This window comes from Anatilimnocola aquadivae (genome assembly GCF_049819085.1).
Taxonomy (GTDB): Bacteria; Planctomycetota; Planctomycetia; order Pirellulales; family Pirellulaceae; genus Anatilimnocola.
Genome location: NZ_CP187419.1, coordinates 7,673,640 through 7,687,459 on the forward strand (window position 1 = coordinate 7,673,640; position 13,820 = coordinate 7,687,459).

General features: G+C 58.5%; 12 protein-coding genes. 2 read left to right on the forward strand and 10 right to left on the reverse strand.

Features of this window, described 5'->3' with window-relative positions:
* From NA78x_RS30395 to NA78x_RS30430, 8 genes are all read right to left on the reverse strand, one after another.
* Nucleotides 1-1,263 carry a beta-ketoacyl-[acyl-carrier-protein] synthase family protein gene (locus NA78x_RS30395; protein ID WP_425616141.1) on the reverse strand — a complete coding sequence of 421 codons (1,263 nt, stop codon included), beginning with the start codon at nt 1,261-1,263 and terminating at the stop codon, nt 1-3.
* A 134-nt stretch (nt 1,264-1,397) separates the two neighbouring features.
* Nucleotides 1,398-2,579, reverse strand: coding sequence for an exo-alpha-sialidase (locus tag NA78x_RS30400; RefSeq protein WP_425616142.1), 1,182 nt, complete (start codon nt 2,577-2,579; stop codon nt 1,398-1,400).
* A gap of 90 nt (nt 2,580-2,669) precedes the next feature.
* A complete protein-coding gene (locus NA78x_RS30405; RefSeq protein ID WP_425616143.1) occupies nt 2,670-3,002 on the reverse strand; it encodes a DUF5615 family PIN-like protein in 333 nt (110 codons plus the stop codon).
* Nucleotides 2,999-3,226 (reverse strand): DUF433 domain-containing protein, encoded by a 228-nt coding sequence (locus NA78x_RS30410; RefSeq protein WP_425616144.1) that lies wholly within the window; start codon nt 3,224-3,226, stop codon nt 2,999-3,001. Before NA78x_RS30410 ends, NA78x_RS30405 begins: the two co-directional genes overlap by 4 nt.
* A 17-nt stretch (nt 3,227-3,243) precedes the next feature.
* Nucleotides 3,244-4,185, reverse strand: a complete 942-nt coding sequence (gene ispH, locus NA78x_RS30415) for a 4-hydroxy-3-methylbut-2-enyl diphosphate reductase (protein ID WP_425616145.1) — start codon at nt 4,183-4,185, stop codon at nt 3,244-3,246.
* Between the two features lie 139 nt (nt 4,186-4,324).
* Entirely contained in the window at nt 4,325-4,867 is a 543-nt protein-coding gene (locus NA78x_RS30420) for a DUF1697 domain-containing protein (RefSeq protein ID WP_425616146.1), read from the reverse strand.
* Nucleotides 4,868-4,892: 25 nt separating this feature from the next.
* Nucleotides 4,893-5,543 carry a response regulator transcription factor gene (locus tag NA78x_RS30425; RefSeq protein WP_425616147.1) on the reverse strand — a complete coding sequence of 217 codons (651 nt, stop codon included), beginning with the start codon at nt 5,541-5,543 and terminating at the stop codon, nt 4,893-4,895.
* Entirely contained in the window at nt 5,540-7,252 is a 1,713-nt protein-coding gene (locus NA78x_RS30430; protein WP_425616148.1) for a two-component system sensor histidine kinase NtrB, read from the reverse strand. The genes NA78x_RS30425 and NA78x_RS30430 overlap by 4 nt, the downstream gene beginning before the upstream one ends.
* A 745-nt stretch (nt 7,253-7,997) precedes the next feature.
* Between NA78x_RS30430 and NA78x_RS30435 the strand changes: the two genes are divergently transcribed.
* Nucleotides 7,998-8,696, forward strand: coding sequence for a response regulator transcription factor (locus NA78x_RS30435; RefSeq protein WP_425616149.1), 699 nt, complete (start codon nt 7,998-8,000; stop codon nt 8,694-8,696).
* Nucleotides 8,697-9,054: 358 nt separating this feature from the next.
* Here the strand turns inward: NA78x_RS30435 and NA78x_RS30440 are convergent, their stop codons facing one another.
* Together NA78x_RS30440 and NA78x_RS30445 are read right to left on the reverse strand one after the other, a co-directional pair.
* Nucleotides 9,055-10,143, reverse strand: coding sequence for a Gfo/Idh/MocA family protein (locus NA78x_RS30440; RefSeq protein WP_425616150.1), 1,089 nt, complete (start codon nt 10,141-10,143; stop codon nt 9,055-9,057).
* Between the two features lie 132 nt (nt 10,144-10,275).
* Nucleotides 10,276-12,225 (reverse strand): sigma-54 interaction domain-containing protein, encoded by a 1,950-nt coding sequence (locus tag NA78x_RS30445; protein WP_425616151.1) that lies wholly within the window; start codon nt 12,223-12,225, stop codon nt 10,276-10,278.
* Nucleotides 12,226-12,454: 229 nt separating this feature from the next.
* Between NA78x_RS30445 and NA78x_RS30450 the strand changes: the two genes are divergently transcribed.
* Complete coding sequence (locus NA78x_RS30450; RefSeq protein ID WP_425616152.1) at nt 12,455-13,312, forward strand: enoyl-ACP reductase FabI; 858 nt, start codon at nt 12,455-12,457, stop codon at nt 13,310-13,312.
* The last annotated feature ends 508 nt before the right edge of the window (nt 13,313-13,820 follow it).

Sequence of the window (13,820 nt, forward strand, 5' to 3'; positions counted from 1 at the left end):
CTATTCCGCCGTCAGCACAATGGCTGCGGCGCCGCCCATTTCGTTTTGGCTGAGGACGAGGGCGGTACGCTTGTCGGTCGGCAATGAGGCATCACGGATGACGTTCACCGGGCACTCGGGGTCGGGCTGTTGATAGTTGAGGGTGCGGGGAACTCTGCCATGTTGCAGACCAAGCACGCTAGCGAGCATTTCGACCGCACCGCTGCTAGCACCAAGATCGCCGAAGTAGCTTTTGGGAGCAGTGACCGGCACATCGCCTAGCTCGGCGTGAATGGCTTGGGCTTCGATGCGATCTTCGCTGGGAATACCACCCGCATTGGCGTTGACGTGCCCGATATCTTGCGGTTGCAAGTTTGCTGACTTAAGAGCAGCGGAGATCGAGGCCCGAATGCCCGAACCGGTTATCACGCGGTCGTGCGTGGGTGGCTCAAAACGGCTGCTCCAGCCCGCGATTTTGGCGAGAATCTTCGCGCCGCGACGTTCGGCATGGTCGCGACCTTCGATGATGAACATGCCGGCACCCTCACCAGCCAAGCCACCATCGCGGCGGCGATCGAAGGGCTTGATTGCCTCTTCCGGCGCACCTTGCCAGTTCGTCAATTGAGTCCAGCCGCGGAACGGAGCGCCGCTGTAGGCGATGCGTGCTCCGCTGCCGCCGGTGATCATCAAATCGGCATGTCCCCGCTCGATCACCGACGCTGCTTCTTGAATGGCCAGCAAGCTGGAAGTGCCACCTTGCACGATGCTGTTATTCGGTCCGCGGGCATCATTCACAATGCCGATGTGGCAGGCCGCCATGTTCGGCAGGTACTTGAGCATCCAAAGCGGAAATAGATCCTTCATCGCATTCGGCGTCCACTCGCCGGCATGAAACACGCCGTCGTGGATTGAATGGCGATAGGTCTCGATCAGTTCGTCGATCTCGCCGTACAGAATCTCACTCCCCAACACGACACCCAGGCGAAAAGGATCGAATTGGTCCTTAGCCAGACCAGCGTCCTGCATAGCGATGATTGCCGCGGCATAGGCAGCTTGAATCTCGCGACACATCAGCTTGATGGTCTTGCGAGGCTGCACGTACTGCTTGGCGTCGAAATCGGGGCATTGCCCGGCGAGTCGAAAGGGAACGTCGGCGGCAGCCGCCAGTTCGGGGACCAAGCGAATGCCGCTGCGACCTTCGTCGAGCGCAGCCCAGAAAGCGTCGCGACCGATGCCAATCGGGCTAACCATTCCCACGCCCGTAATCACCACTTCGCGTTTCATCGCCTGACGTCGTGTTGAGCGGGCCGGTGCCGCGGATTTCCTGTTGTGTAAAGAGATTTCAAGCGATTTAGCATACCGGAGCGAGTCCACCACGGAAATGGCAGTTAGGGCCTCCCTGGCAGAAGGGGGAGCAGCTATTTGCTCGTTGAAAGGGCCGCGATCTCGGCCAGTGAGACCTTCAAAATCTCGGATTGAACCTTGTTGCGCGAAAAGGCAATCAGCAAGTGCCCCTCGTGTTCGATGGCGTGCGGATACTGCAGCGTGGCGGGCTTGGCCGAGGGGATGTCGAGGCGGGCCATGCGGCGAAAGGTCAGGCCGTCGTCGGACAGCGACAAATGGAGTTCACGGCGACCGATGCCAGGGTTCGCGTTCGAGATCAGTACCCGCTGTCCGGTGCTGAGTTGCAGCGAAAAGATCTTGCTCGTGGAGTTGGGAAAATTGGTGATGACCGGCAATGACCACATACGCCCCTGATCGGTCGAGAAGGCCTGGAACAAACGACCCGAACCGCCGTTATCGCGAAACAGGGCAACGAGTTTCTTCTCGGCGTTGGCATCGCTCTTATTGCCACCCACTTCCCACCAGATCGGCTCATCGGGACTGAAGCCTTTGATCTTGGTGCGTTCGACCACAGGAAAGGCTTGCCAGTCGTCGAATGACTTTTGTCCGCCGATGAGCATCGACACATTGAAGCGGCTATCGCGCTTGGTAGTCATCCACTGGCCCGACGACAATCGCTGCGGAGGAAAATTGTTGATGGCATTGTCGGCGACAATCCCTTTCAACTTCCAAGCCGCACTCTTTCCGTCCCACGCATACGCTTGCAGCTTCAGTTCTTTGTTAACACCGAATGCTCCCTTCCCTTTGTAGAAGGCCGCGAGCGCCAGCAGTGCGCCCTCGCGTACCCAGAGTCCGCGGGCGATGTACGCGTAACCTTCGGGCGGCGGCCCCGTGATCGACTTCGGCTCGCTCCACTTCAGCCCGTCTTCGCTGGTCGCAAAGCTGATGTGCTGCGTCGGCAAGTCTTCGACCTCGGGCCCATGGCTCCACATGCACCAGAACTTGCCTTCGTGATGTAGCAGGTAATTGTGAAGCTGAAACTTCCACTCGGGCGTGGTCGCACAAATGACCGCGTGCTGCCCCTTGAGCAGTGGCAATTTTGAGTAGTCGATCGCCTTCTCGTCGGTTCCAGAGCCGGGCAGATCAAGAACTGTTGCGGGCTTTGTTTCTTGTGCCCCGCTGGGAATAGCCCCCGCGCTGATAAGCAAACCAGCGACGAATAGACCAGCAGATGCAATTCGCGAGAGGGAGGGCATCACGTTTCTCACGGCAAGGAAGGAGAGTTTTGTCGCCGCAGAATATCACAGTGTGGGAGCGTCTGCTGAACGGTCGTGTCAATACAAAAGCTACGAAAGCACAAGGAACGATGCCGTCGCATCGCTGGCGAACGCCTCAATGTCTGGCAGTCTCGAACGCAGTAGGTTCGCGACATCGTCAGTCGAGCAATTGCCCAACCGTAGCCAGATTACCTTGGGAGGATGCCCGTATAGGAGTGCCCGCTGTTGAAAATCGGTATCTTTCGAAACGATCGCTAGTGCATGGGCAGCGGCATAATCCCATACGTCCGCATCCGATGCCGCAGCAAGGCCCACATCGCGAACATGGGTCGATCCAGGAAACTCCTTGACCAGGAGTCCCACGAGACGATGAGACAGGTTTTGATCGAACAGTACCTTCATGCGGCGGGCACCACCCACAGCCGACGTTCACGATCAGCGGCAAATGCTAGACAGGCGCGAATGTCATCGATTGTCAGATCAGGAAAGTCCGCGAGAATCTGCTCTGCCGTCATCCCGCCTGCCAAATATTCAAGCACGTCCCGCACGGTAATTCGCAGATTGCGGATGCAAGGCTGTCCACCACGTTTGCTCGGTTCAATAGTAATGAATTGCATGTAGTTCATAGTGGATTTCTACCGTGTCACGCTTTGCTGATTGCCAGCCCGCGTAGCTCGCGCGGCAGCGGAAAGTGCACGTCTTCCAGGCGCAAGGTGCGAACTTCCACTGTGGCTTGAAAATGCTCGCGCAGGTATTCGACGCATTCCTGCACGACCGACTCCGGCGCACTGGCGCCAGCGGTCATCACCACCGTCTCGACCCCTTCGAACCAGGCATCGTCGACATCGGCTTGGCCATCGATCAAATACGCCGCCACACCATGTTCGGTTGCCAGCTCGCGCAGCCGTTGACTGTTCGAACTGTTCTGGCTGCCGAGCACCAACACCAGATCGGCTTCAGCGGCCAAGGTGCGAACCGCTTCTTGGCGGTTGGTCGTGGCGTAGCAAATGTCTTCTTTCGGTGGGCCGATAATCTGCGGAAAGCGAGCCTTCAGGCAGTTGATAATCCGGTTGGCATCGTCGACCGACAGTGTCGTTTGCGTGAGAAACGCCAGCTTGGCATCGGCGGGAAAGCTGTGCGAGTTAACATCCTCTTCGGTCTCGACCAGGATGATCGCCGCCGGCGCTTCACCCATGGTACCGATCACTTCGTCGTGTCCTTCGTGGCCAATCAGGAAGATCGTATAGCCGTCTTTGGCAAAGCGAATCGCTTCAAGGTGCACCTTGGTCACCAGCGGGCAAGTGGCATCGATGGCTCGCAGTTGCCGGTCCTTCGCCAACTGACGAATGGCTGGCGACACACCATGGGCCGAGAACAACAGAGTGGAGCCAGGGGGCACGTCTTCCAAGTGGTCGACAAAGACCGCGCCCTTGTCGCGAAAGGTCTCGACGACGTACTTGTTGTGCACAATCTCGTGATAGACGTAGACGGGCGTGCCGAAGGCCTGAATCGCCAGATCCAAGCTCTCGATCGCCATGTTCACGCCCGCACAAAACCCACGGGGGGCAGCCAGAATAATTCTCATCGCGCTCGCAAGCTCCTTGCGTTGCATCATACCACGAGACGATTTGGGTGGCAGGAGCGGATTCGTGGTTAGTTTACAGCGACAATGACCAGACTCTATCGCTAACCGCAGACGACGCGCCTTCATCACTCCAAAATCTTCAGCCCACCGCCTGAATCATTTCCTGCAGCGCTTCAACGGTTCGCCAGTTGCGAACCGTCATCGGCACGCCGGAAGCCTTTTCCATGCCAGCGGCAAACTTCGAAGTTCCAAAGCCATCCGGTGCATGCAAGTAGACGATCCCTTTGCCAATCGTGAAGGTCTCGGTCCCGCCCGTTTTGGTGAGCAGAGCTTGCAGTCCTGCGGCACTGGGCTCGCCCTCGCAGACCCCCAGATGAACCAACTTGGGATTTGCGACTGCGAACTTGCTGTACGGATTGTTCTTCACAATCTCCAGCCAGCGTGTGGACTCGACCACGACAATCTTGGCGGCGAAGCTAAACTCGCTGGCAAACTCTGCGGCCAGCTTCTTCGTGATCGCGGCGACGGTGCCACTCGCAGAGAAAACGACATTACCGCTTTGAATGTAGCTCTGCACGTCGCGATGCCCGAGACGTTCGTGCAGCGCGCGGAGCGACTCCATTTTGATGGAGTGCTTGCCGCCGACGTTAATGCCGCGGTAGAGAGCTACGAATACACCCATACACGCAAAGTGTAATCGAGGACGCCTATCTTTTCTGCCGGGCCAGCACGCACATCAGTTCCGGAATGCTCGCGACTTCCAGTTTGTCGAAAATGCGGACCCGATGCTTCTCGACGGTCTTCGGGCTGATCTCCAATTCGCGGGCCACTTCCTGCGTGGTCTTGGCGTCGAGAAAGCCTTGCATCACCTGCCGCTCGCGATCGCTGAGGCGGTGCAATCGCAAGTGCAGATCGCCCGACTCAGCCTTGCGGCTCCGATCAGTCGCCAGGGCCTTGTTCACCTTCTCGATCAGGGCCGCTTCTTCAATCGGCTTCTCCAGAAAGTCGATTGCCCCGTTGCGAATCGTGGCAACGACTGACGGAGTCTCTGCAAAGGCCGAAATGACAATCACGGGCATGCTGATATGCCGCTGGTGCAGTTCGCGTTGCAGTTCCACGCCGCCAATCCCCGGCATGCGCAAGTCGAGCAACAGGCACTCGATCTTTCGAGGCGCGTACATCGTGAGGAAGTGCTCGGCCGAGTGATAGCCTTTGCTGACAATCCCGCTCGTCGACAGCAGCAGTTCAATCGCCGTACGAAAGTGGTGGTCATCATCCACCAAGTGCACGCAGGGTTCATCGCTCGCCACCTTCACGTGGCGCAGCATGGGAATTGGAAACGAAGGGGTATTGATCACGAGACGAAATCTCCCTGGCGAATCTGCGGCAACAACACGCGGACCAAGGTGCCGCGGTCTTGAGGAATGAAGTCGATCCGGCCGTTATGTTCGCGGACAATGCTGTGCACCACACTCAGTCCCAAGCCTGTGCCGCCACTCTTCTGTCGCGTGGTGAAAAACGGCTCACCCAATCGCCATGCTTGCTCCCGCGGAACGCCGCAGCCATCGTCGGTCACACAGGCTTCGATCTGCCCATCGACCAGACCGCAGCGAACGGAAACTCTCCGCGCACCGGCTTCGATGGCGTTGCGCAGCAAGTTGACGAAGACCAGTTCCACTTCGAGAGGACTGCCACGGGCGGGGAGAGGCTGATCGGCAGGCTGCACTTCAATCTGACAGTTCCGCTCCGACGCGTAACTGCGGGTGATCGTTTCGGCGGCCGCGACCACGTCGCGCAGGTCGAATTCGTTGTGACTGGCCGGCTCGTCTCGGCAGAACCGCAGCAGGCTCCGCACAATCTGAGTGCAGCGACGAATGCTCCCCAGCGAGTTGTCGAGGCAACTATGCAGCACTGCTGGCGAGTCAGCTGGCAACGACCGCAGCGCGGCTTGCGTGGCCGCGAGCGCGGCACCGAGGGGGTTATTAATCTCATGGGCAATGCCCGCGACAAAATTGCCGAGCGTCGCCAGTCGCTCGCTACGGCGTTCGCGATCTTCATCGGCTTTCCGGCGGGTAATATCTTCGGCAACGCCTGCGACCCGTTCGACCTTGCCGGTGGCATCGAACACCGGGAAGGCTCGCGCTCGAATCCAGCGCGTGGCACCATCGGGGCGGCGAATCCGAAAGTCAGCCGTCGGGGAGGGGCTCGTTTGATCGATGTCTAAGAACGCCTGCACACGCTCGCGATCATCTTCGTGCACGGCGTGCCAGATCGCGTGCTGATCAAGTCGCAACACCTCTTCGGTCGAGTGCCCCCAGATGTTCTCGTAACCAGGACTGAGATAGATCACTCGGCCCGGCGCGCTGCTCGTGCGATCTTCAATCCAAAATGCCGAGTCAATACTGGCCGCCAATTGCACCAGGCGGTCGTGGCTCTCCCGCAGGGCCTGTTCCGCCAAGCGACGATCCTCCACCTCGGTCGTCAATCGCTGAGTGATCTGTCCGCGGCTCGAAGCATCGTCCTGGTCATGCTGGGGTGGCCAGGCATTGTGAATCACAAAGTCGTGGCTCTTGCGTGGGGTAATGTCGATCGCCATTCCCACGCAACCGACAATGTCGCCATCGACCTGCAGAGGTTCGAGGTACAGACGATACGCCTTGCGACGAAAAATATGATCGAGGGACGAAGCTTGCCCGAGGAGCGCTTTGGCGTGAGCAACAATCAGGGGAGAATCGCCGGTCAGGTCTTCGCCCAAGCACTTGCTGATGGGCGAACCCACGAGCGCTTGCAAGTCGCGACCGAAGTCTCCGCCGCTCCCACCTGCTGAGGCAATGTTCAATTCGCAATCGGTCGTCCACACCAGCGCCGGCAACCGCCGCAGCATCAGTTGCCAGGCAAGCTCGCCGCGCTGAGTCGCATTGCCGTTATGCGCCGCAGAACTATGAACCGCCGCACCATGAACCGCCGGACCACGGTGGCTGCTCGCTGCTGATGCAGCAGCGAGCGGATCGGCTGGCGGATTGCCCCGCGGCTTGGTGCTAGTGGCTGCGCGCTTGCGAGTAGTCAAGGAATACGTTCCTACACGGAGTTGCCTGGCCAAAGGAGCAACCGCTGTTCGGCCATCGAACTCTACGCTGCCACTACGGATAGCCCGGACGGCCGTCGGCAGGAAATTCCTTCTCGTCAGCAGAGCGGTCGAATAGGGAAATCCCCCATCTTCGTTGGCAGGCAGCGGAGAGCATCTAACGTGGAAGCCAGTCGATCAGTCAGCCTTGGTCGGCTGCTTCTCTTCCACACGCTCCGGAATCTGTTTCGGCAAGTGGTGCTCGAAAAGGGGCGGCCTGGATTTCAGCCAGTGAGCACGAATCTGCCCCAGTGTCACTCGCCTGTGCCAGGCCGCCCTTTGATTGTTATTTGTGCCGCTATAACAACGTGCAGGCGCTCCTAAGCAAACGACCGCCAAACACGGGTAACAACCCGTGCGCTCTACATATGCATGGATCGCAATTGACAGTTAACACAAACGCAATCGTTGGCTATGTGTGAAATCTGCAGCGCAAGACTGTCACGGGTGACATACCCCTGACACCTAAGTCCATTGCACAAATGGCAACAACCAGCGGCGCATGGCGTGACTTCGCCGAACTGTCGGCAAACGACAAACGCCTCTCAAGAATCACCCCGAAAGTGGCGTTTTTAGAACTAGAGGCTTATCGCAAGCTTGAATGCGATTTCAGCAATCCATCAATTTTCTGCGATACATCTCGATCTACCACCCGTGTCGGGAATCCTTGGGCAGAAGGAGTCCGGTCTTGAGCCAGCTCACGTACCTCCATATTGTTGACGCAAATCCTCTCTCGCGCAACAGCTTGACGCAGATCGCCAATCAGTACGAATGGCGGCATCAAGTGTACGAAAGTGCGGAGAGCTTCCTTGCGAGATATCGCCCGCAAGAAGTCGAGTGTCTGCTGGTCAATCTCGATCAGCCTGGCTTAAGTGGTTTGCAACTGATTCTCGACATCCGACGTCGCTACTGGTCGGTCCCCGTCGTCGCCACGCATCCGTGGCCGTCCACGCCGCAAGTTGTCGAAGCCATGCAGGCAGGCGCTTGCGACTTTCTCGAACAGCCCTTCGAAGGCCCAATCGTGCAACGCAAAATTGCTCGTGCCATGGCCGGTGATGAGCAGACGAAGCACCGCCTGCACAACCGAACCGCGCGGCTGACCACGCTCTCGGCCCGCGAGCGGGAAGTTCTCGATCTGCTGCTGGCGGCGACCACCACGGTGGGCATTGCCAATCGCCTGACGATCAGCCCCAAGACAGTGGAAAAGCATCGCACCAATGTGATGACCAAGCTGAATGTCAGCAGCGTGCCCGAACTGATGAAGCTCTGGCTCCAATGCACTCCTGGCGCACTACCCGAACCGCCCGCCACCACCAAGCAGTTTGCCGGTGTACCAGCGCCACTGAGTCAAGCGTTTATGTCGGCCGCCGAAGTAGCAACCTACTAGCTTGTGGACCGACTACTCGCACTGCTCAAAATGTCCAACAACTCGTGGGTTATTGGACACGTACTGATTCTCGAGTTTTGCCGGAAGTAGCTGCAACCGTTTCACTTGCGACTCTCAGGCAACTTTTGTCTCTTACTCTTTTTGTCCAATAACCGGCCTGGTTCTTGAACAGCCCCGTCGCGACCGGCGTCCCGCACCTTGCATCGCGCCATCGCGTCGCAAGGCCCACACTTCGGCCACCAAATTTTGAGAGAGCATCCCGCCATTAGCTCGTGGTGGCGATCTTTTGTCAATAAGTGGCTGAAGTAATTTTCAGCAATTTATGACGATTCAAGACGGCCTTCGCCAGCCGGCATCGCTACTTGCTCTTCTTGCGATTCGCCCAGGTGGGATCTTTCGTCAGTGGCAATTGCACGGCTTTGCCGGTCTCTGCCGCTTTGTAGATCGCCAAAATCACTTCCACGCTGCGGCGAGCTTCGTGCCCGTCGATGAGCGGCTTCTTCCCCTTTTTGATCGCCGCCAAAAAGTCCTGAAACAGCTTTGTATGGCCGTGATGACCAATGGCCTTCGGGTCGGCAGCACCACCGCCGGTGTTCGTCTTGCCCGCCATCCGCGCGAGCAGTTCTTCATCGGCCTTGGTCTGCTTCGCGAACTCCCAGCGGATGATATCCTCCTCGCGCATACAAGCACTCCCCTGGCTGCCGTGTAACTCAATTCGCTTCAATTCGCCGGGAAACGCAGCGGTGCTCGCTTCGATCACGCCGAGGGCGCCGCTCTCGAACTTGATTGTCGCGACCACGACGTCTTCCACTTCAATCCGTTCGTGCGCAAGCGTGGCACTGGCTGCCGTGACTTCCTTCACCGGTCCCATGAACCACAGCAGCAGATCGAGGCTGTGAATCGCCTGATTCATCAGTGCGCCGCCACCATCGAGTTTCCACGTGCCGCGCCAAGCACCGCTGTCGTAATACTGCTGCGTGCGGAACCATTTCACATACGCATCTCCAAGCGTCATTCGCCCGAAACGACCTTTGTCGATCGCCTGCTTCAAAAGCTGCGACGACTGATGAAACCGCGAGGGGAAAATCGTGGCCAGCGTGACACCTGCTTGCTCGCAGGCTTTGATCATCGCGTCGCAACGAGCCAGCGTGACATCGAGCGGCTTCTCGACGACCACGTGCTTGCCAGCCTTCGCAGCGGCGACGCAGGCTTCCATGTGCGCACCGCTGGGCGTGCAAATGCTGATGGCATCAACCCGCGGATCGGCCAGCATGGCGTCGAGTTCCTGATACGGCTTGCAACCCGGAATTTCCGAGGCAAACTTCTCGGCCGACTCCGCCGTTTGGCTGAAGCAGGCTGTAACCGCCGCGCCTTTGATATCGGCAATCGCCTTCGCATGAAACCGCGAAATCATTCCGCAACCGACAATACCGAAACCGAATGCCATGGGAGTAAGAGGGGTTAGAGGTCAGGGGCCAGGGACTAGGGGAAAGGCAGAACGAAGAAGTCAGAATGCAGAATGATAAAAGAGGAAGGAGTATTTTCTCACTCCCCTTCCTCTCTTCATCTCTTCCACCCTTCATCCCTCCTCCTCGACTTCCATTTCGAGTTGGCGCATTTTGCGATACAGGTTCGAGCGATGCAAACCGAGTCGTTCGGCCGCGGCGGTCATGTTGCCACGACAGGCTTCGATGTGCCGCTTGATGTACTCGGTTTGAAAGCGCTGGGTTGCGTCGGTCAGCGGAGCATCGAGCGACAGGGCACTCGCGGCGGTTGCGGCCGGCGACAAGATGAAAGCTAAGTCGGGAGCGTCGAGCTTATCCTGATCTTCCGGCGCGAGATACGCCAGGCGTTCCATCAGGTTGCGAAGCTCGCGCACATTACCCGGCCAGCGATGCATCAGCAGCCGCTTTTTCGCCGCCGCCGTGAATTTCACGACCCGCCGGCGAGCTTGCAAACAGAAGTGCCGTAAAAAATGCTCGGCCAGCGTGATGATGTCGTCTCCGCGATCGCGCAGGGCCGGCATATCGAGCGTGACCACGTTCAGGCGAAAGTACAGGTCTTCCCGAAACCGCTTCTGCCGCACCAGATCGGCCAGATTCTGATTCGTGGCCGCCAGCACGCGAGCGTTCGTCGAAATGTTCGTCGAGCCGCCCACGCGCACGACGATCTTCTCTTCCAGCACACGCAGCAGCTTGGCTTGCCCAGCGAGACTCATATCGCCAATTTCGTCCAGGAACAGCGTTCCCTTCGAAGCCAATTCAAACTTCCCTTGCCGCATTTCGCGGGCATCGGTGAAGGCCCCTTTCTCGTGGCCGAAGAGTTCGCTCTCGAGCAACGTCTCAGTAATCGCCGCGCAGTTCACGGCGACGAAGGGTTCGGCCCGTCTGCGACTGCCGTAGTGAATCATCTGGGCGACGACTTCCTTGCCGGTGCCGTTCTCGCCGAGAATCAGCACAGCCAGGTCCGTATCGGCCACACGACGGACGGTCGAGCGGAGGGCTTGAATCGCCGGGCAATCGCCGATCATTTGCACGCGCCCTGCGGCATCGTCGGTAATCTGCTTGCGCGAGTGGAGCAAGTCTTCGACCTGCTGGGTATTCTCTAAGGCGACGGAGGCGTGCGAAGCCAGTTCGGTCAGTGCTTCCAAGTCGACGTCGGTAAAGTTGCCGCCGATCTTGTTGATCACTTCGAACGCGCCGAACAGTTCGCCACTGCGACCTCGCAGCGGCACGCACAGCAGCGACTTCGTATGGAACTTCAGCTGTTGATCGACGCGGCGGTCGACTTCACCCTGCTCGGCTTCGACGTCCATATCGACACGCCGCGCTTGCCCGCTGTGAATCACCTGGCCGACGATGCCGGTCCCGTCAGGAATGCGCAGTTCGTTTCCCTGCACTCCCAAGGCCGGCCTGCCAATCAGTTGCTTGGCTCCTTTGTCCCACAAAAAGATCGTCGCCCGCTCGGCACCGAGCAGGCGCGTCGAAGTCGCGGCCATCTGTTCCAGCAGCGGAGCCATTTCGAGTGTCTGTTGCCAGCGGGCAGCGATTTCGAGAATCGCCTGCAGTCGCACCAAGCGTTGATCGAGCCGTTCGCGATCACGCACCGCCGCGAGTGCCGAGTTGAGCCAGCCCGCGGTCGTCACCACCGCATCGCCCGGTTCGGGTCGCTCGGTCCAGGTGCGAAACGCGGCGAGCAACTCGCCCGTGCCCCCGCGCGGGGCCAGCGGCGTCACATACCATTGCCGCTTTAATTGGCCGTCGTCGCTATCGAGCACTTCCCCCAGCAAGTCAGTCGGCAATGGCCGCTCGGGACCCGACGAGCCCAACACACGCCACTTTCCCTTCTCCCCTTTCACCAGCGCCAGGTAGTCGCCACCGAGAGCCTGACAAATGAGCGGCAACGCCTGTTTGAGGAACGCCGTCGGCGAATTCTCCAGTGCCGCCGCATAAAACAGCTGCGACGCCGTTTCGGCGAGAGCCGGATGGGCCTCGAGACTGGCCAGCGACGGACGGGGAGTTTTGGCCATGTGGATCCGATTTACTCGCAAAGTGTAGTCAAGCAGACAACGCTCATCCTACGAGAGTGTGTTCATTTCGAGAAGTCTGGCATAGGCGATTTCGGCAAGCTGCGGTATTCTGCGGCATTGGAATTTAGGTAGCCCGACGCGTGAGCGAGGGTTTTGGCAACGGAACGTCCGCTTACAAGTCTCCCTCGCTGACGCGTCGGGCTACTTGGCAGCTAGAGGTAATTCACACATGGGCATGTTCGACGGAAAAAAAGGTCTCATTCTCGGCGTCGCCAACGATCGCTCGATTGCCTGGTACATCGCCAAGTTCATCATGGAACAAGGTGGCGTCTGCGGGTTCACTCACTTGCCCGATAAGGCTGATGACGACCGCAAAAAGAACCGCATGCGCGTCCAAAAGTGCATCGACCAGTTTCCCGATAAGGCCAAGTTTCTCGTTCCCCTCAACGTGCAGAGTGACGAGAACATTGCGGAGGTCATGGCCCTCGCCAAGACCGAGTTCGGCCAGATCGACTTCATGCTCCACTCCATTGCCTTCGCCACGCTCGACGATCTGAAGAAGGACACCATCGAAACCAGTCGCGAAGGTTTCAAACTGGCGATGGAAATCAGCGCTTATAGCTTGCTGGCCGTATGTAACGCCGCCAAGGGAATCCTGAAGCCAGCTGTACGGCAAGGTTCCGAAGTCACGGAAAACGGCGCCGCCGTTCTTACGCTCACCTATTATGGCGGCGAGCGAATCGTTCCCGGCTACAACGTGATGGGCATCTGCAAAGCGGCTCTCGACTCCTGCATGAAGTACGCTGCTTACGATCTAGGCGTGCATGGCATTCGCGTCAACGCCCTGAGTGCTGGCCCGCTGAAGACGCTCGCGGGTTCGGCCGCTGGCGTCGGTGACATGCAAACCGTTTACGACCAGATGTCTCCCCTCCAGCGTTGCGTAACCCACGAAGAAGTCGGTCGCACGGGCGCGTTCCTCCTCTCCGATATGTCGGAAGGGATCACCGCCGAAACCATGCACGTCGACGGCGGCTTCTCCGAAATGGGGAGCCCCGGCCGCATGCTGGACAAGTACCGCTCGAAGTAATCCCAATCATCGGTCGCACGGCTTGTCCAGAATTCTCACTGGACACTTCCCCAGGGCGAACAGCATCGGTTGTTCGCCCGCCGTCTCGTCGACCTCACCACCCGAGTTCTGGCAACCAGCGGGTGGCGTTCAGACTCTGGCTACCTTGCCCTTAGCTGCCTCCGCCGATCCGGTTTCGACCTCGTCGGCCAGCTTCCGATTTGATAACTTTTTGCGCTGATTTTTTCGATTCGCAAATCGCACCGAATCCCCTGCACGACAAGCACTTGCGGCTAGGCACTTCCCGTTATCACCCGATTTCTTGATAACCATTTGATAACCACTTTTCGCAGCCCATTTTACCCAGCCTGCCTTCAGATGGCACGGCCTCCCGATTCAGCCAAGGGAAACTACTGCGCCCTAATTCCTCAACAGACCGTTGCTGTTCAACGACACACAACCACACACTTAGCCAATAGATAACCGCCAATCCATTATCTTCTGTTCACCACATTTTCAAAGATCGCCG

Excerpts from the sequence above, each read along its gene's own strand:
- NA78x_RS30440 (WP_425616150.1), bottom strand. The coding sequence starts at position 10,143 with ATGGCATTCGGTTTCGGTATTGTCGGTTGCGGAATGATTTCGCGGTTT.
- NA78x_RS30420 (WP_425616146.1), bottom strand. The coding sequence starts at position 4,867 with ATGGGTGTATTCGTAGCTCTCTACCGCGGCATTAACGTCGGCGGCAAG.
- NA78x_RS30400 (WP_425616142.1), bottom strand. The coding sequence starts at position 2,579 with ATGCCCTCCCTCTCGCGAATTGCATCTGCTGGTCTATTCGTCGCTGGT.
- NA78x_RS30445 (WP_425616151.1), bottom strand. The coding sequence starts at position 12,225 with ATGGCCAAAACTCCCCGTCCGTCGCTGGCCAGTCTCGAGGCCCATCCG.
- ispH (WP_425616145.1), bottom strand. The coding sequence starts at position 4,185 with ATGAGAATTATTCTGGCTGCCCCCCGTGGGTTTTGTGCGGGCGTGAAC.
- NA78x_RS30405 (WP_425616143.1), bottom strand. The coding sequence starts at position 3,002 with ATGAAGGTACTGTTCGATCAAAACCTGTCTCATCGTCTCGTGGGACTC.
- NA78x_RS30410 (WP_425616144.1), bottom strand. The coding sequence starts at position 3,226 with ATGAACTACATGCAATTCATTACTATTGAACCGAGCAAACGTGGTGGA.
- NA78x_RS30395 (WP_425616141.1), bottom strand. The coding sequence starts at position 1,263 with ATGAAACGCGAAGTGGTGATTACGGGCGTGGGAATGGTTAGCCCGATT.
- NA78x_RS30450 (WP_425616152.1), top strand. The coding sequence starts at position 12,455 with ATGGGCATGTTCGACGGAAAAAAAGGTCTCATTCTCGGCGTCGCCAAC.